Annotated in this window: 13 protein-coding genes; 10 read left to right on the plus strand and 3 right to left on the minus strand. The window is 70.8% G+C overall.

Annotated features, from left to right (window positions below; all coding sequences use genetic code 11):
• Positions 1-27: 27 nt before the first annotated feature.
• The 7 genes from SCNRRL3882_RS32835 (at position 28) to SCNRRL3882_RS32865 (ending at position 8,815) form a co-directional block, all read left to right on the plus strand.
• Entirely contained in the window at positions 28-918 is an 891-nt protein-coding gene (locus tag SCNRRL3882_RS32835) for a diacylglycerol kinase (protein ID WP_010045326.1), read from the plus strand.
• Between the two features lie 56 nt (positions 919-974).
• On the plus strand, positions 975-3,821 hold the full coding sequence (locus SCNRRL3882_RS32840) for a DEAD/DEAH box helicase (RefSeq protein WP_029181547.1): 2,847 nt from the start codon (positions 975-977) through the stop codon (positions 3,819-3,821).
• A gap of 372 nt (positions 3,822-4,193) precedes the next feature.
• On the plus strand, positions 4,194-5,834 hold the full coding sequence (locus SCNRRL3882_RS32845; protein ID WP_078602934.1) for a sensor histidine kinase: 1,641 nt from the start codon (positions 4,194-4,196) through the stop codon (positions 5,832-5,834).
• Positions 5,831-6,238 carry a roadblock/LC7 domain-containing protein gene (locus SCNRRL3882_RS32850; protein WP_010045319.1) on the plus strand — a complete coding sequence of 136 codons (408 nt, stop codon included), beginning with the start codon at positions 5,831-5,833 and terminating at the stop codon, positions 6,236-6,238. The genes SCNRRL3882_RS32845 and SCNRRL3882_RS32850 overlap by 4 nt, the downstream gene beginning before the upstream one ends.
• Entirely contained in the window at positions 6,235-6,633 is a 399-nt protein-coding gene (locus tag SCNRRL3882_RS32855) for a DUF742 domain-containing protein (RefSeq protein WP_010045317.1), read from the plus strand. Before SCNRRL3882_RS32850 ends, SCNRRL3882_RS32855 begins: the two co-directional genes overlap by 4 nt.
• Complete coding sequence (locus SCNRRL3882_RS32860; protein ID WP_010045315.1) at positions 6,614-7,234, plus strand: GTP-binding protein; 621 nt, start codon at positions 6,614-6,616, stop codon at positions 7,232-7,234. Before SCNRRL3882_RS32855 ends, SCNRRL3882_RS32860 begins: the two co-directional genes overlap by 20 nt.
• A 63-nt stretch (positions 7,235-7,297) precedes the next feature.
• On the plus strand, positions 7,298-8,815 hold the full coding sequence (locus SCNRRL3882_RS32865; protein WP_010045312.1) for a cytochrome P450: 1,518 nt from the start codon (positions 7,298-7,300) through the stop codon (positions 8,813-8,815).
• Here the strand turns inward: SCNRRL3882_RS32865 and SCNRRL3882_RS32870 are convergent.
• Positions 8,809-9,795 (minus strand): RluA family pseudouridine synthase, encoded by a 987-nt coding sequence (locus SCNRRL3882_RS32870; protein WP_029181546.1) that lies wholly within the window; start codon positions 9,793-9,795, stop codon positions 8,809-8,811. The two genes, SCNRRL3882_RS32865 and SCNRRL3882_RS32870, sit on opposite strands and share 7 nt — an antisense overlap.
• 80 nt (positions 9,796-9,875) lie before the next feature.
• Between SCNRRL3882_RS32870 and SCNRRL3882_RS32875 the strand changes: the two genes are divergently transcribed.
• Entirely contained in the window at positions 9,876-10,457 is a 582-nt protein-coding gene (locus SCNRRL3882_RS32875; RefSeq protein ID WP_010045307.1) for a GNAT family N-acetyltransferase, read from the plus strand.
• A 56-nt stretch (positions 10,458-10,513) separates the two neighbouring features.
• Here the strand turns inward: SCNRRL3882_RS32875 and SCNRRL3882_RS32880 are convergent, their stop codons facing one another.
• Together SCNRRL3882_RS32880 and SCNRRL3882_RS32885 are read right to left on the minus strand one after the other, a co-directional pair.
• Positions 10,514-11,356: a siderophore-interacting protein gene (locus SCNRRL3882_RS32880; protein ID WP_010045306.1), complete on the minus strand. Its 843-nt coding sequence runs from the start codon at positions 11,354-11,356 to the stop codon at positions 10,514-10,516.
• A 125-nt stretch (positions 11,357-11,481) separates the two neighbouring features.
• On the minus strand, positions 11,482-12,411 hold the full coding sequence (locus SCNRRL3882_RS32885) for a 5'-3' exonuclease (RefSeq protein ID WP_231911257.1): 930 nt from the start codon (positions 12,409-12,411) through the stop codon (positions 11,482-11,484).
• Positions 12,412-12,611: 200 nt separating this feature from the next.
• Here SCNRRL3882_RS32885 and SCNRRL3882_RS32890 point away from each other — a divergent pair, with 200 nt between their 5' ends.
• Together SCNRRL3882_RS32890 and SCNRRL3882_RS32895 are read left to right on the plus strand one after the other, a co-directional pair.
• Positions 12,612-13,703, plus strand: coding sequence for a quaternary amine ABC transporter ATP-binding protein (locus SCNRRL3882_RS32890; protein WP_029181544.1), 1,092 nt, complete (start codon positions 12,612-12,614; stop codon positions 13,701-13,703).
• Positions 13,696-16,314 (plus strand): ABC transporter permease/substrate binding protein, encoded by a 2,619-nt coding sequence (locus tag SCNRRL3882_RS32895; protein ID WP_010045303.1) that lies wholly within the window; start codon positions 13,696-13,698, stop codon positions 16,312-16,314. Before SCNRRL3882_RS32890 ends, SCNRRL3882_RS32895 begins: the two co-directional genes overlap by 8 nt.
• Positions 16,315-16,374 lie beyond the last annotated feature (60 nt).

Genomic DNA, 16,374 nt, shown 5'->3' on the forward strand with positions numbered 1-16,374 from the left:
CGGCAGGCAGCTCATAGGGTCGGTCGCGTGACCAGCGAGATCACCCTCTTCGTCAATCCCACCGCGGGTCGCGGCCGGGGCGCCCGCGCGGCGCAGCCGGCCGCTTCCGCTTTGCGGGCGGCCGGTTTCTCGGTCCGTACGGTGCTCGGCGAGGACGCCGAGGACGCGCTCGCACGCGCGCGTGCCGCCGTCGAGGGCGGCACCGGGGCGCTGATAGCCGTCGGCGGCGACGGCATGGCCAACCTCGCGCTGCGGGCGGTCGCCGGCACGGGCACCCCGCTCGGCCTGGTCGCCGTCGGCACCGGCAACGACTTCGCCCGCGCCCTCGGCCTGCCCGTGCGCGAGCCGGCCGCCGCGGGGCGCATGATCGCCGACGCCCTCAAGTGCGGCCGGCTCCGCGACATCGACCTCGGTCAGGTGGGGGACCGCTGGTTCGGCACGGTCCTCGCCTCCGGCTTCGACTCCCGGGTCAACGACCGGGGCAACCGCATGAGGTGGCCGTCCGGCCGCTTCAAGTACGACCTCGCGATGATCGCCGAACTCGCGGCGTTCCGGCCCGTCCCGTACCGGATCCGGCTCGACGACGGCGAGATCCGCGAGGTCGAGGCGACCCTCATCGCCGTCGGCAACGGCTCGTCGTACGGCGGCGGCATGCGGATCTGCCCCGGCGCCGACCTGACCGACGGACTGTTCGACATCACCGTGGTCGGGGACTGCGACCGTACGACGCTGCTGCGGGTGTTTCCGCGGGTGTACCGGGGGACGCACGTCGAGCATCCGCAGGTGACCGTGGTGCGGGCGGCGCGGGTCGAGATCGCCGCCGCGGGCATCACCGGTTACGCGGACGGGGAACCGCTGGGCCCGCTGCCGCTGAGCGCGCGCTGCGTGCGCGGGGGCGTGCGGGTCGTCGGCCCCTGAGGCCCGCTGCCCCTGAGCTGCGCCGATCCCCGGTTTCACAGGAACGGATCCGGATAATGATCGTCCTGTTGTCAGTGCGGCCCGGTACGCTCGAAAGCACGATGACAGAGGATCTCTCACCGGCCGAGCGGTACGCGGCAGCCCGCAAGCGTGCTGCCGAGCAGGCCACCGCGCTCGCCTCCTTCCGCGAGATGTACGACTTCGGCCTCGACCCCTTCCAGATCGAGGCCTGCCAGGCACTCGAGGCGGGGAAGGGCGTCCTGGTCGCCGCGCCCACCGGATCCGGCAAGACGATCGTCGGCGAGTTCGCCGTCCACCTCGCTCTCCAGCAGGGCAAGAAGTGCTTCTACACGACACCCATCAAGGCGCTGTCGAACCAGAAGTACGCCGACCTGTGCCGCCGCTACGGCACGGACAAGGTGGGCCTGCTCACCGGCGACAACAGCGTCAACTCCGAGGCCTCGGTGGTCGTGATGACCACCGAGGTGCTGCGGAACATGCTGTACGCCGGTTCGCAGACGCTCCTGGGCCTCGGCCACGTGGTCATGGACGAGGTGCACTACCTCTCCGACCGGTTCCGCGGCGCCGTCTGGGAAGAGGTGATCATCCACCTCCCCGAGTCGGTCACGCTCGTCTCCCTCTCGGCGACCGTGTCGAACGCCGAGGAGTTCGGCGACTGGCTCGACACGGTCCGCGGCGACACCGAGGTGATCGTCTCCGAGCACCGGCCCGTCCCGCTGTTCCAGCACGTGCTGGCCGGGCGGCGGATGTACGACCTGTTCGAGGAGGGGGAGGGCCACAAGAAGGCCGTCAACCCCGACCTCACGCGCATGGCACGCATGGAGGCGACCCGGCCGTCGTACCAGGACCGCCGGCGCGGCCGGCTGCGCGAGGCCGACCGCGAGCGTGAGCGCAGACAGCGGTCCCGGGTGTGGACGCCGAGCCGGCCCGAGGTCATCGAACGGCTCGACGCCGAGGGGCTGTTGCCCGCCATCACCTTCATCTTCAGCCGCGCCGCCTGCGAGGCCGCCGTCCAGCAGTGCCTGTACGCGGGCCTCCGGCTGAACGACGAGGAGGCGCGCGAGCAGGTGCGCGCGCTCGTCGAGGAGCGCACGGCGTCCATCCCGGCCGAGGACCTGCACGTCCTCGGCTACTACGAGTGGCTGGAAGGCCTGGAGCGCGGCATAGCCGCCCACCACGCGGGCATGCTGCCGACCTTCAAGGAGGTCGTCGAGGAGCTGTTCGTACGCGGCCTGGTCAAGGCCGTGTTCGCGACCGAGACCCTCGCCCTCGGCATCAACATGCCCGCCCGTTCGGTGGTGCTGGAGAAGCTCGTCAAGTGGAACGGCGAGCAGCACGCGGACATCACCCCGGGCGAGTTCACACAGCTGACGGGGCGGGCCGGGCGGCGCGGCATCGACGTCGAGGGCCACGCCGTGGTGCTGTGGCAGCGCGGGATGAACCCCGAGCACCTGGCGGGTCTGGCCGGCACGCGCACGTATCCGCTGCGCTCCAGCTTCAAGCCGTCGTACAACATGGCGGTCAACCTGGTCGAGCAGTTCGGCCGGCACCGCTCGCGGGAGCTGCTGGAGACGTCCTTCGCGCAGTTCCAGGCGGACAAGTCGGTGGTCGGGATCTCCCGGCAGGTGCAGCGCAACGAGGAGGGCCTGGAGGGTTACAAGGCCTCCATGACCTGCCACCTCGGTGACTTCGAGGAGTACGCGCGGCTGCGCCGCGAACTGAAGGACCGGGAGAACGAGCTGGCCCGGCAGGGCGCGGCGCAGCGGCGGGCCGAGGCCGCCGTGGCGCTGGAGAAGCTGAAGCCCGGTGACGTCATCCACGTGCCCACCGGCAAGTACGCGGGCCTGGCGTTGGTGCTGGACCCGGGCCTGCCCGCGGGCCGTTCGAACGGCCACCGCGGATTCGAGCACCACGACGGGCCGCGCCCGCTGGTGCTGACCGCCGAGCGGCAGGTGAAGCGGCTGGCGGCCATCGACTTCCCGGTGCCGGTCGAGCCGCTGGAGCGGATGCGGATCCCGAAGTCCTTCAACCCCCGTTCCCCGCAGTCCCGTCGGGACCTCGCGTCCGCGCTGCGCACCAAGGCCGGGCACATCCCGGCCGACCGGCACCGCAAGCGGCGCTCCCAGGCGGCCGACGACCGGGAGATCGCCCGGCTGCGGACCGCGCTGCGGGCGCACCCCTGCCACGGGTGCAGCGACCGTGAGGACCACGCCCGTTGGGCCGAGCGCTACCACCGGCTGCTGCGGGACACCTCGCAGCTGGAGCGGCGCATCGAGGGCCGAACGAACACCATCGCGCGGACGTTCGACCGGATCGTGGCGCTGCTGACCGAGATGGACTACCTGCGCGGCGACGAGGTCACCGAGCACGGCAAGCGGCTCGCGCGGCTGTACGGCGAGCTGGACCTGCTCGCCAGCGAGTGCCTGCGCGAGGGTGTCTGGGAGGGGCTCGGCCCGGCCGAACTGGCCGGATGTGTCTCGGCGTTGGTGTACGAGGCGCGCGTCGGGGACGACGCGCTGGCGCCGAAGCTGCCGTCGGGCAGGGCCAAGGCCGCGCTGGGCGAGATGGTGCGGATCTGGGGGCGGCTGGACGCGCTGGAGGAGGAGTTCCGGATCAGCCAGACCGAAGGGGTCGGGCAGCGTGAGCCGGACCTCGGGTTCGCGTGGGCCGCGTACATGTGGGCCTCGGGGAAGGGGCTCGACGAGGTGCTGCGCGAGGCGGAGATGCCGGCGGGGGACTTCGTGCGGTGGTGCAAGCAGGTCATCGATGTGCTGGGGCAGATCGCGGCGGCTGCGCCGCAAGGGTCTTCCGTGGTGAAGAACGCCCGTAAGGCCGTCGATCTGCTGCTGCGGGGTGTGGTCGCCTACTCGTCGGTGGGCTGAGCTTGTTGCGCGGGTGCCGGTTCGTTGTGGTTGCTCGCGCAGTTCCCCGCGCCCCTTAGAAGGGCGTTGATGCCGAAGCCCCTCACCTGTTGAGGTGAGGGGCTTTCGCATGCCCGTTCGTCGTTACGCGTCGTATTCGAACGGTGTCGCAGCGTGTAAACGACTGAGCGTACTATCCCTTCGCGACCGGTTTCCGGCAGTTGCTGAATATGACACGGCGATGATCCGGTCGGACTAAGCTCGCCCGCAGCGCACCGGCTTGAGATGAATTCGTGCGCTTGTTCCCCAATGTGCGGAAGAGTCCTACTGCTTCATGACATACCCCCCTGCAAGCCCTCCCGAACCCCAGCCGACTCCTTTCAGAAGGCCTACATGGTGAGTGTTCAATCCCCTCCCGGTCGCGGTGAACTTCCCTACGCGCGCGTGCTGCTGCTGCCGGCCATAGTGATGGCCGCGGCGACCGGGGCAGCTGTCGCCCTGGTGACGGCGCCGGCCCGGCTCGCCGTCGGCTGGTGCGGTGGTATCGCCACCGTGCTGGTGATCGCGACGGCGGTCGAGGCGGTGCGCCGCGGCCGTGCCCTGCGCAAGCAGCGGGGCGAGCACGCCCGTCACACCGCGCATCTGGAACAGCGGATCGCGGCCCACGAGAACGAGTTGGTCCGTTTCTCGCGGGAGATCATCCCCGCGGCGCTCCGTCTGCTGAGCACCGGAGAATCCCCCAGGGAGGTGATTCGCAAGCTCGGTCTCGCCAACCCCGCGTTCCGCGACCTCCCGGCCCCGCAGGCCGAGACGCTGCTGACGGTGCTCAAGATCGTCGACCGCGAAGTGACCATGCGTGACGCCGCCGCGCGTTCCTTCGTCAGTGTCGCCCGCCGCGTGCAGGCGATCATCCACCAGCAGGCCGAGGAACTCCGGGAGATGGAGGAGGACCACGGCCGCAACCCCGAGGTCTTCGACGACCTGCTGCGCATCGACCACGGCAACGCCCTGATCGGCCGCCTCGCCGACTCCGTCTCCGTCCTCGGCGGCGGCCGCCCCGGACGGCAGTGGCCCGAACCGGTGTCCCTCTACAGCACCCTGCGCGGCGCCATGTCCCGCATCCTGGAGTACCGGCGCATCCAGCTGTCCTCCATCGCCAAGATCAGCGTCAAGGGCATCTACGTCGAGCCGGTCATCCACGCCGCCGCCGAACTCCTCGACAACGCCACGCGCTACTCGCCGCCGCAGACCAAGGTGCACGTCACCGCCACCGAGGTGCAGACCGGCGTCTGCATCGAGATCGAGGACGGCGGTGTCAACCTCAACGAGGAGGCGCGCGCCCGGATCGAGGGCATGCTGGAGGCCGCCAAGGCGGGCGTCGACCTCCAGGACATCGGCGAGCACCCGCGCCTCGGCCTCGCCGTCGTCGGTCGCCTCTGCTCGGCGTACAACATGCAGGTCTCGCTGCGCGCCTCCGCGTACGGCGGTGTCCGGGCCATCCTCATCGTGCCGAGCGAGATGATCACCCACGAGCCCGGCGTCGGACTCGCCCACGGCATCGGCGCCACCGGCATCCCCATGCCGGTCGGCATCCCCGAGGGGCCGAAGCGCACGCCCAAGAAGCGCCGCCCCACCAACCCGCGCATCCCCGAAACGGTCTCCCTGGAGGACGACGACGTCCCCGAGGTCACCGAGTGGACGCCGAACGGCCTGCCGCAGCGCCGCAGCCGGGTGAAGACGTCCCTCACCGAGCGGATCGCCCAGCAGGCCGCCTACGACCGGGAAGACCGGGAGGCCGCCGCCCGGGGCGAGGCGAACCCCTGGGCGACACCCGAGCCCGAGGTGCCTCCCCTGCGCGACATGAATGCCCCCGACGCCCCCGGCAAGGGCCTCGAGGCCTTCTGGGAGGGACTCAAGCAGGGCATCGAACCCGGCACCCACCCGACCGACTTCATCCGGAACCCGACCAAGTACCTGCACCTGCTCAACGACCCGGCCCCCGCCGAGGCCGATGACGAGGGGGACCTCAAGTGATCCAGCAGCGAGGCAATTTCGACTGGATGCTCAAGCAGCTCGCCGACGGCGTGCCGGGCATCGAGATGATCGTCGTGCTCTCGGCCGACGGCCTGCGCATCGCCCGCTACGGCGGCGAGCCCGACGCGGCCGACCGGGTGGCCGCGGCCTGCGCCGGGCTGCAGTCCCTCGCGAGCAGCGTCTGCCAGGAACTCACCGTGGGCGACGGCGAGATGAAGCTCGTCATGATCGAGATCGACCGGGGCTACTTCTACCTGATGAACGCCGGAGCCAACGCCTTCCTCGCGGTGCTCTCCGACGTGCGCTGCGAGCCCGGCCGGATGAGCGCCATGATGCGCGACCTCGTCGTGCGCATCGGCGGCCATCTGACCAGTCCGCCCCGGCGGAACGGGCAGATCGTATGACGCCTCCCCGACGCCAGAGGCGCGAACCCGCCCCGGAACCGCCCAAGCCCGAGGAGGGCGAGGGCAAGGTCCGCAACCCGGAGCGCATGTACGTGGTCGCCGGCCCGGACGGTGAACGGGCCGAGCTCGACCTGGTGACGTTAATCGTGGCGCGTGCCACGGACCCGCCGCCCTCCGCCTCGCCCGAGCAGGCGGCGCTGCTCCGGCTCTGCGCCGCCCCCCTGTCCGTGGCCGAGCTGTCGGCCTACCTCAGCCTGCCGTTCAGCGCGATGGGCGTGCTGCTCACCGAGCTGCTGACGGCGGATCTGGTGACGGCGCGCTCCCCGATCGTCCGCCAGGCGCTCCCCGACCGTTCCCTCCTCGAAGCGGTGATGAATGGACTTCAAAGGCTCTGACACCATCCCGGGCCCCCGGGCCGAGGACCAGTTGCCGCACACGGCACAGGCCGCGGCCAAGATCGTGATCGTGGGGGGCTTCGGTGTCGGAAAGACGACCATGGTCGGCTCGGTCAGCGAGATCAAACCGCTGACCACCGAGGAGACCATGACGCAGGCCGGCATCGGTGTCGACGACAACTTCGGTTCCGCGTCCAAGACGGCCACCACCGTGGCGATGGACTTCGGCCGGATCAGCATCACCGACCAGCTCGTGCTGTACCTCTTCGGCACACCCGGCCAGCAGCGCTTCTGGTTCCTGTGGAACGGCCTGTTCGAGGGCGCGCTCGGCGCGGTGGTCCTGGTCGACACCCGCCGCCTGGAGGTCAGCTTCGACGTCATGGGGCGTCTGGAGGAACGCGGCGTGCCGTTCGTGGTCGCCATCAACTCCTTCCCGGACGCTCCCCGTTACCCCATCGAGGAGCTGCGCACGGCGCTCGACCTCTCCCCGGACATCCCGATCATGGAGTGCGACGCGCGGCGGCGGGCTTCCAGCCGCGACGTCCTGATGACCCTCATGCGCTTCCTGCACTCGCTCGCCATGACGGGCTCACTCACCTGATCCGGGTCCGTCCCACCCCACATCTCCCCCCTCAGACACCTGGAAAGTTTCGGAGCGACCACTGTGACGCCTGAATCCCACGCCTCGACGGGTACGGACACCTCCCTGCCCGGCCCGCCCCCCGGCTGCCCCGCGCACGGCCTCGGGCCCGGAGGGCTGCACCGGCTGCACGAGTCGGAGGACCTGGCAGGGCTGTACGAGCAGCTGCGGAAGGAGCACGGCCCCGTGGCGCCCGTGCTGCTCCACGACGACGTACCGATCTGGATCGTGCTCGGCCACGCCGAGAACCTGCACATGGTGCGCTCGCCCACCCAGTTCTGCCGGGACAGCCGTATCTGGACCCCGCTCAGGGACGGCCTGGTCAAGCCCGATCACCCGCTGATGCCGCACATCGCCTGGCAGCCCATCGCCTCGCACGCCGAGGGCGACGAGCACAAGCGGCTGCGCGGCGCGGTCCAGGGCGCTATCTCGACCATCGACTTCCGCAGCCTGCGCCGCTACATCAACCGCAGCACGCAGGCCATCGTCAACCGTTTCTGCGAGCAGGGCGAGGCCGACCTCGTCGGCCAGTTCGCCGAGCACCTGCCGATGGCGGTGATGTGCGAGATCCTCGGCATGCCCGACGAGTACAACGACCGTCTCGTCGAGTCCGCCCGCGACGCGCTCAAGGGCACCAAGACGGCGATCGCCAGCCACTCCTACGTCATGGACGTCCTGAGCCGGCTCACCGTCAGGCGCCGCGCCCAGCCGGAGGAGGACCTGGCCAGCTTCCTTATCACCCACCCGGCCCGGCTGACCGACGACGAGGTCAGGGAGCACCTGCGCCTGGTGCTCTTCGCCGCCTACGAGGCCACCACCAACCTGCTGTCCAACGTGCTGCTCACGGTGCTGATCGACCCGCGCTTCCGCGCCCAGCTCAACGGCGGCCAGATGACGGTGCCGGAGGCGGTGGAGCAGTCGCTGTGGAACGAGCCGCCGTTCAGCACGGTCTTCGCCTACTTCGCCAAGCAGGAGACCGAACTGGGCGGGCAGCGCATCCGCCGGGGTGACGGGCTGCTCTTCGCCCCGCTGCCGGCCAACGTCGACCCGCGGGTGCGGCCCGACCTGAAGGCCAGCATGCAGGGCAACCGGTCGCACCTCGCGTTCGGCGGCGGCCCGCACGAGTGTCCCGGTCAGGACATCGGCCGCTCCATCGCGGACGTCGGCGTCGACGCGCTGCTGATGCGGTTGCCGGACGTCGAACTCGACTGCGACGAGGACGAGTTGCGCTGGACGGCGTCCATCGCCTCCCGGCACCTCGTGGCACTGCCGGTGGCGTTCGCGCCCAAGCCGCCGCAGGACGTGACGGAGACGCCGAACCACAACCACGTCCCCACCCAGCGCTCCGACTGGCAGATCGGCATCACGCAGCCGCAGCCGCAGCCGCAGCCTCAGCCGGTACCGGCCGCCGCACAGCCGCAGCCCGCCCCGGCGCAACCCCAGCCGGACCCCGTACCGCCGCAGGCGCGGCCGGTGGCGGAGGAACCGGCCCGCCGCAAGGGCGTCTGGCAGCGCTTCCTGAGCTGGTGGCGCGGTTACTGACCGTCCGACGGGCCGTCGTACGTCCCGGCGGCCCACCGGTCGTACGAAGCCCAGGCCGCGAGCACCCGGCTGCTGCGGAACCGGTGCTCCTCGCCCGTGACCGGGTCGGTGAACTCCAGGGCGCGGGCGAGCAGTTGGAGCGGGCGCCGGAAGTCACCGGCCGGCACGGGCGCGGTGACCTCGGGGTAGAGCGGGTCGCCGAGGATCGGCACGCCCAGCGCGGCCAGGTGCACGCGCAGCTGGTGGGTCTGCCCGGTGCCGGGCACGAGCCGGTAGCGGGCGAGTCCGCCGGACCCGTCCGGGCGGTGGTCGACGAGTTCGACGCGGCTGACGGCGTTGGGCTCGCCCGCCACCTCCCGGGCGGTGAGCTCGCCGCGCTCCTTCACGATCCGGCTGCGGACGGTCCGGGGGAGTACGAGGCCGGGATCGTACGGCGCGACGGCCTCGTACTCCTTGCGCACGAGCCGGTCGCGGAACAGCGTCTGGTACGCGCCGCGCTCCTCGGGCCGCACGGTGAACAGCACGAGTCCGGCGGTGAGCCGGTCCAGGCGGTGCGCGGCGGCGAGGGTGGGGATGTCCAGCTCGCGGCGCAGCCGGGCCAGCGCGGTCTCGGCGACATGGCTGCCGCGCGGGGTGGTGGCGAGGAAGTGGGGTTTGTCGACGACGACGATGTGCTCGTCCCGGTACACGACCTCCAGCGGGAACGGCACCGGCACCTCGTGGGGCAGCTCCCGGTGGAACCACACGAACGTCCCGGGCACATACGCAGCGTCCGCCGGCACGGCCCGCCCGTCCGCCCCGACGACGAGCCCCGCGTCGAACATCCCGTCGACGACCCCGTCACCGGCACCGGAGAGCCGCTCCACCAGATGCTCACGCACCGTGGTCCACGGCCCCGCGGCGGGCAGTCGTACCCGCACCGGGTCCACCCCGTGGCGCTGCGGCAGGGGAGCGGGCGGGATGCGCGTCTTCCGTCTCATCGCGGCCCAGCGTACGAGGCGGGCGGGCAGCGGCGGAAAACCACTGGGGCCGCCCACCGCCCCCTTGCCAGGATGTGGGCATGCCCTTTCTCATCAGCCCGGTTCTGACCCCCGAGGCCTTCACCGGCCGGCCGCAGCCCACCCTCGCCACCGGCGACGGACTCCTCCTGCGCCCCTGGCGGGCCGGGGACGCGCCCGCGGTGTACGAGGTGTTCCAGGACCCGGTGATGCACCAGTGGCACGCCCGGACCGCCGGCTCCGAGGGGGAGGTCGCCGGCTGGATCCGCGACTGGCATCAGGCCTGGGAGGAGGAGCGGGAGGCGCAGTGGGCCGTCGTCGACGCGGACTCCGACCGGCTGCTGGGGCGAGTGGCGCTGCGCGGGATACGGCTCGACGACGGCACGGCGGAGGTCGCGTACTGGACCGTCCCGGCGGCACGCGGCCGGGGCATCGCCGTCCGGGCCACGACCGCACTCGCCCGCTGGGCGCTCGACGAGATCGGATTCCACCGTCTCGAACTGCTGCACGCCGTGCGCAACGAGGCCTCCTGCCGGGTCGCCTCGCGGACCGGGTTCGCCCTCGAAGGCACCAAGCGCAGCGCCGTCCTGCACCCGGACGGCTGGCACGACATGCATCTGCACGCGCGCGTGCGGGGCGACTGACCGGGCATACCGGCAGGCCGCGCACGCTCGGGGGCGCAGTGACGTGCTCGCGCCGGTCAGGCGGCGGGGGTGCTCTCCTGCTCCGCCTCGATGCGCGCGTTCCACTCCCGCTTCGAGGCCTGCCAGCCGTCCTCGTTGTGGCCGCGGCGCCAGTAGCCGGAGATCGACAGGTCCTCGCGCGCGATGCCGCGCTCGACGCGGAGCAGCCGGCGCAGCTCCTTCACGAAGTGCGCCTCCCCGTGGACGAAGGCGTGCACGCGGCCTTCGGGGAACGCCAGACCCCGCACGGCATCGACGAGCGCCTCACCGAGCGGCCGGTCACCGCGGTGCAGCCAGACGACGTCCACGTCCGAGTCGATCTTCTGCTCCTCCTCGGGGCCGGAGACCTCGATGAAGGCGTACGCCCTGGCCCCGTGCGGCAGTGACTCCAGGGAGCGGGCGATCGCGGGCAGCGCGCTCTCGTCGCCGACGAGCAGATGCCAGTCGGCGGCAGGGTCGGGCGCGTACGCCCCGCCGGGGCCCATGAACCGCACGGTCTCGCCCGGCTGGACGCGCGCCGCCCACGGGCCGGCCAGGCCCTCGTCGCCGTGGATGACGAAGTCCAGCGTCAGCTCGCGGTGTTCGGCGTCCCACTGGCGCACCGTGTACGTCCGGGTCACCGGCCACTGTTCGCGCGGCAGCTCGTCGCGGATGCGCTGCAGGTCGAAGGGTTCCGGATAGGTCACGCCCTCGGGCGGGAACAGCAGCTTCACGTAGTGGTCGGTGCACGTGCCCGCCGCGAAGTCGGCGAGGCCCTCACCCCCGAGCACCACCCGCTGCATGTGCGGGGTCAGCCGCTCGGTGCGGACGACCTGAGCGGAGTGCGGCTTGCGCGGCTGGCGTCCCGGTCGCTCTGCCATGAGGGCCTCCCTGATTCGTGTAGTTAGGCTTACCTAAGTTAGCACCTGGCCCCCACTCAACACCTCCCGTATGAGAAGTCGATGAGGGGCACCGGCCTCAGGAAGGGCACCGGCCGCCACATCCGTCACGCCGCGAGCGTCGTCAGCAGGCGCTCCAGTGACCCGCCCAGTCCCCAGCGGGCCGCCAGTACCTCCAGCTCAGCAGGGTCGCGCGGCGTCCGAGGCACCGCCGTCGTGACGTCCGGCAGTGGTACGTCGTCCGCGACCCGGACCACCTTCGGCGCCACCGCGAGATACGGACGCGCCTCGTCCAGCCGCCTGCGCTGCGTCGGCGTCAGCTTCGAGCCCCGGTCCTCGACCGCCGCCAGGATCCCGGCCAGGTCCCCGAACTCGGCCAGCAGCTTGGCGGCCGTCTTCTCGCCGATGCCCGGCACCCCCGGCAGGCCGTCGCTGGGGTCGCCGCGCAGCAGGGCCAGATCCGCGTACCCGCTGCCGTCGACCCCATACTTTTCACGCAGCCAGGCCTCATCGGTGAGCTGCAACGTGCCCACGCCCTTCAGCGGGTACAGCACGCGCACCCCGCGCGCATCGTCCACCAGCTGGTACAGATCGCGGTCGCCCGTGACGATGTCGACCGGGCCCTCGGCCCGCGCGGTGAACGTGCCGATCACGTCGTCGGCCTCGTAGCCGGCGACGCCCACGCGCGCGATGCCCACCGCGTCCAGCACCGCCTCGATGACCGGCACCTGCGGCGACAGCGTGTCGGGCACCTCCTCCTCGTCCGGTCCTGCCGCGTGTTCCTCGGCGACGCGGTGGGCCTTGTAGGAGGGGATCAGCTCCACCCGCCAGTGCGGCCGCCAGTCGGCGTCCATGCAGGCCACCAGGTGGTCCGGCCGGTGGTCCCGGACCAGGCGGTCGATGAAGTCGAGCAGCCCGCGCACGGCGTTCACCGGCGTGCCGTCCGGTGCCTTCACCGAGTCCGGGACGCCGAAGTAGGCGCGGAAGTACAGGGAGGCGGTGTCGAGGAGCATCAGTCGTCCGGTCACGCCACGCATCATGCCGTACGCCACCGACAGCGACCCGCCGCTGCGCGACGCGTTGCGATGTGTGCGTTCTGTGTGAACCGCCCCACTTCCGGGTTTGCTTTCCGGGATCGGGGGGAGGCGCGGCCCCGGAGCGAGGTCGGTTGCGCATTTCAACTGTTTTGCGCCCCGGCCTCGCTGTGTTTCTGTTGCCGTCCAGTCAAGAGGTGCACGTGTCAGCAAGGCTTCAGGCGGAGAGCCTGTACAAGGTGTTCGGCCGGAGACCGGACCAGGCGGTCGAGCGGCTCCGTGCCGGGGCCGACCGGGAGGAGCTGCGCGCCGAGGGCGCGACCGCCGCCGTGATCGACGCGTCCTTCACCGTCGAGCCCGGCCAGATCTTCGTCGTCATGGGCCTGTCCGGATCCGGCAAGTCCACCCTGCTGCGCATGCTGAACGGCCTGCTCGACCCGACCGCCGGACATGTGCGCTTCGACGGCCAGGACCTGACCACGCTCGGCGACCGTGAGCTGCGCGAGGTCCGCTCCCGGAAGATCAGCATGGTGTTCCAGCACTTCGCGCTCTTCCCGCACCGCAGCGTCCGGGAGAACGCCGCCTACGGTCTGGAAGTGCAGGGCGTGCCCCGCGCCGAGCGCGTACGCCGCGCCGACGAGGCGCTCGCCCTGTGCGGCCTGGCCGGCTGGGAGAAGTCCTGGCCCGACGAGCTGTCCGGCGGCATGCAGCAGCGCGTGGGCCTCGCCCGCGCGCTCGCCACCGACGCCGACCTGCTGCTGATGGACGAGTCCTTCAGCGCGCTGGACCCGCTGATCCGCCGCGACATGCAGGACCAGCTGCTGGAGCTCCAGCAGAAGCTGAAGAAGACGATCGTCTTCATCACCCACGACCTGAACGAGGCCATGCGCCTCGGCGACCGCATCGCCGTCATGCGCGACGGCCGCATCGTGCAGATCGGCACCGCGCAGGACATCCTGCTGCGGCCGGAGAACGACTACGTCGCGTCCTTCACCCAGGACGTCGACCGTTCCCGTGTGCTGACCGCCGGCGAGCTCATGGACACCTCGGTCACCGGCGACGACCCCGGCTGCCACTGCGAGACGGCCACCGCCGACACCCCGTTCACGGAACTGTGCGCGATCAGCGCCCGGCTCTCCCACCCCGTCTCGGTCGTGGACGAGGGCAACAAGCTGATCGGCGTCGTCCCCCGGCAGCGCCTGGTCGGCTTCCTCGGCGACGAGCAGGACACCACCCCGGAGCCCTGCGACTCCCCGCGGGACAAGGGCGGAGAGAAGGTGATCGCCCGTGCCTAGGATTCAGCTCGGCACCTGGGTCAACGACGCGGTCGACTGGCTCACCACCCACATGGGGTGGCTGTTCGACTTCTGCAAGACCGTCTTCCTCGGCCTCTACGACGGCATCAACGCCGTCCTCCAGGCCCCGCAGCCGCTGCTCCTCGCGGGCATCTTCGCCGTGATCGCCTTCTGGCTGCGCGGCACCCTCGCCGGTGTCCTCACCTTCGCGGGATTCGCGTTCATCGACTCCCTCGACCTGTGGGAGAACGCGATGATCACCCTGGCGCTCGTCCTCGTGGCGACCGTCATCGCGCTGGTGATCTCCATACCGGTGGGCATCTGGGCGGCCCGCTCGGACCGCGTGAGCGGTCTGGTCCGGCCCGTCCTGGACTTCATGCAGACGCTGCCCGCGATGGTCTACCTCATCCCGGCGATCCTCTTCTTCGGCACCGGCGCCTCCGCAGGTATCGTCGCCACCCTGATCTTCGCGCTCGCCCCGGGCGTGCGCATGACCGAACTGGGCATCCGCCAGGTCGACAAAGAACTGGTCGAGGCCGCCGACGCGTTCGGCACCACACCCCGCAACATCCTGCTGCGCGTCCAGCTCCCCCTCGCCCTGCCCACGGTCATGGCCGGCGTCAACCAGGTCATCATGCTCGGCCTGTCCATGGCCGCCATCGCCGGCATGGTCGGCACCGGCGGTCTCGGCGGCGACGTCAACCAGGCCATCGGCCAGCTCAACGTCGGCCTGGGCGCCGAAGCCGGTGTCGGCATCGTGATCCTCGCGATCTACCTCGACCGCATGACCAGCGCGCTGGGCACCCAGGTCTCCCCGCTCGGCCGCCGCGCCGCCGCCCGGCTGCGCGCCGCCCAGGGGCTGAAGATCTGGTCGTACCGGCCCCGCCCGGCCGTCGCCGTCATCGGCGTGGTCGTACTCGCCCTCATCTCCGGCGGCATGGGGGTCTTCGGCAGCGGCGGCACCACTTCCTCAGCCGCGGCCGGCAGCAAGGACGTCGGCCAGGGCAAGAAGATCAGCATCGGCTACATCCCCTGGGACGAGGGCGTCGCCTCCACCTTCCTCTGGAAGGAGGTCCTGGAGCAGCGCGGCTACCAGGTCGAGGCCAAGCAGCTCGACGCCGGCCCGCTCTACACCTCCCTCGCCCAGGGCGACGTCGACTTCCAGACGGACGCCTGGCTGCCCACGACCCACGCCCAGTACTGGAAGAAGTACGGCAAGCAGCTCGACGACCTGGGCGCCTGGTACGACAAGACGTCCCTGGAGCTCTCCGTGCCCTCCTACATGAAGGGCATCGACTCCCTGGCGGACCTCAAGGGCAAGGCGTCCGAGTTCGGCGGCAAGATCACCGGCATCGAGTCCAGCGCCGGCGAGATGGCCCTGCTCAAGAGCAAGGTCCTCAAGGAGTACGGCCTGGACAAGGAGTACAAGGTCGTCGACAGCTCCACGCCCGCGATGCTGGCCGAGCTGAAGCGCGCGTACGCCAAGAAGGAGCCGGTCGTCGTCACGCTCTGGTCGCCGCACTGGGCGTACAACGACTACGACCTGAAGAAGCTCAAGGACCCCAAGGGCGCCTGGGGCGAGGGCGACGGCGTGCACACGCTGGCCCGCAAGGGCTTCGCGGACGACGACCCCACGGTCGCCGGCTGGCTGAAGGACTTCAAGATGAGCGAGAAGGAGCTCACCAGCCTCGAAGCCGAGATCAACAAGGCGGGCAAGGGCAACCAGCAGGAGGCGGTCCGCGCCTGGCTGAAGCGGCACCCCGGTTACGTCGACAAGCTCGCCCCGGTGAAGGGCGCCGGCGGCAGCACACCCGCCGAGGCCGAGCGACCGCTGGACGTGGCGTGGTTCCCCTGGGACGAGGACATCGCCGTCACGTACCTGTGGAAGAACGTCCTCGAACGGCGCGGCTACCGGATGAACCTGAAGCAGATGGACGTCGGCCCCGTCTACACGGGTCTGGCCTCGGGCGATCTCGACCTCAACTTCGACGCCTGGCTGCCCTACGCCCAGAAGAACTACTGGGACGCGAACAAGGACCGGCTCAAGGACCTCGGCACCTGGTACCAGCCGACCTCCCTGGAGATCGCCGTGCCGTCCTACGTCAAGGGCGTGGATTCCCTGGCGGACCTCAAGGGCAAGGCCGGAACCTTCGACGGGAAGATCATCGGCATCGAGCCCGGCACCGGCGAGATGAACCTGCTGAAGACCAAGGTCCTGCCCGGCTACGGCCTGGACAAGGAGTACGAGGTCGTCGACGGCTCCACCCCGGCCATGCTGGCGGAGCTCAAGCGCGCCTACGCCAAGAAGGAGCCGATCGCCGTCACCCTCTGGTCGCCGCACTGGGCCTACAGCGACTACGAGCTGACCAAGCTGAAGGACCCCAAGAAGGCCTTCGGCGAGGGCAACACGATCCGCACCATCTCCAACGAGAAGTTCCCCGAGCAGTACCCGCAGCTCACGAAGTGGATCAAGAACTTCAAGATGAGCGAGGACGAGCTCGGCAGCCTGGAGAGCGAGATCAAGGACCGCGGCCAGGGCCATGAGGAAGAGGCCGTCGCCGCGTGGCTGAAGCAGCACCCCGACATGGTGGAGCGCATGACGCCGCAGTGAGGCCCGGTACGGGGCTGGACGCGACACGCCGCGTCCAGCCCCGTACGCGCACCCTCACCC

Source organism: Streptomyces chartreusis NRRL 3882, from assembly GCF_900236475.1.
GTDB lineage: Bacteria > Actinomycetota > Actinomycetes > Streptomycetales > Streptomycetaceae > Streptomyces > Streptomyces chartreusis_D.

Excerpts from the sequence above, each read along its gene's own strand:
- SCNRRL3882_RS32880 (WP_010045306.1), bottom strand. The coding sequence starts at position 11,356 with ATGGCAGAGCGACCGGGACGCCAGCCGCGCAAGCCGCACTCCGCTCAG.
- SCNRRL3882_RS32875 (WP_010045307.1), top strand. The coding sequence starts at position 9,876 with ATGCCCTTTCTCATCAGCCCGGTTCTGACCCCCGAGGCCTTCACCGGC.
- SCNRRL3882_RS32840 (WP_029181547.1), top strand. The coding sequence starts at position 975 with ATGATCGTCCTGTTGTCAGTGCGGCCCGGTACGCTCGAAAGCACGATG.
- SCNRRL3882_RS32860 (WP_010045315.1), top strand. The coding sequence starts at position 6,614 with ATGGACTTCAAAGGCTCTGACACCATCCCGGGCCCCCGGGCCGAGGAC.
- SCNRRL3882_RS32885 (WP_231911257.1), bottom strand. The coding sequence starts at position 12,411 with ATGCGTGGCGTGACCGGACGACTGATGCTCCTCGACACCGCCTCCCTG.
- SCNRRL3882_RS32870 (WP_029181546.1), bottom strand. The coding sequence starts at position 9,795 with ATGAGACGGAAGACGCGCATCCCGCCCGCTCCCCTGCCGCAGCGCCAC.
- SCNRRL3882_RS32845 (WP_078602934.1), top strand. The coding sequence starts at position 4,194 with ATGGTGAGTGTTCAATCCCCTCCCGGTCGCGGTGAACTTCCCTACGCG.
- SCNRRL3882_RS32855 (WP_010045317.1), top strand. The coding sequence starts at position 6,235 with ATGACGCCTCCCCGACGCCAGAGGCGCGAACCCGCCCCGGAACCGCCC.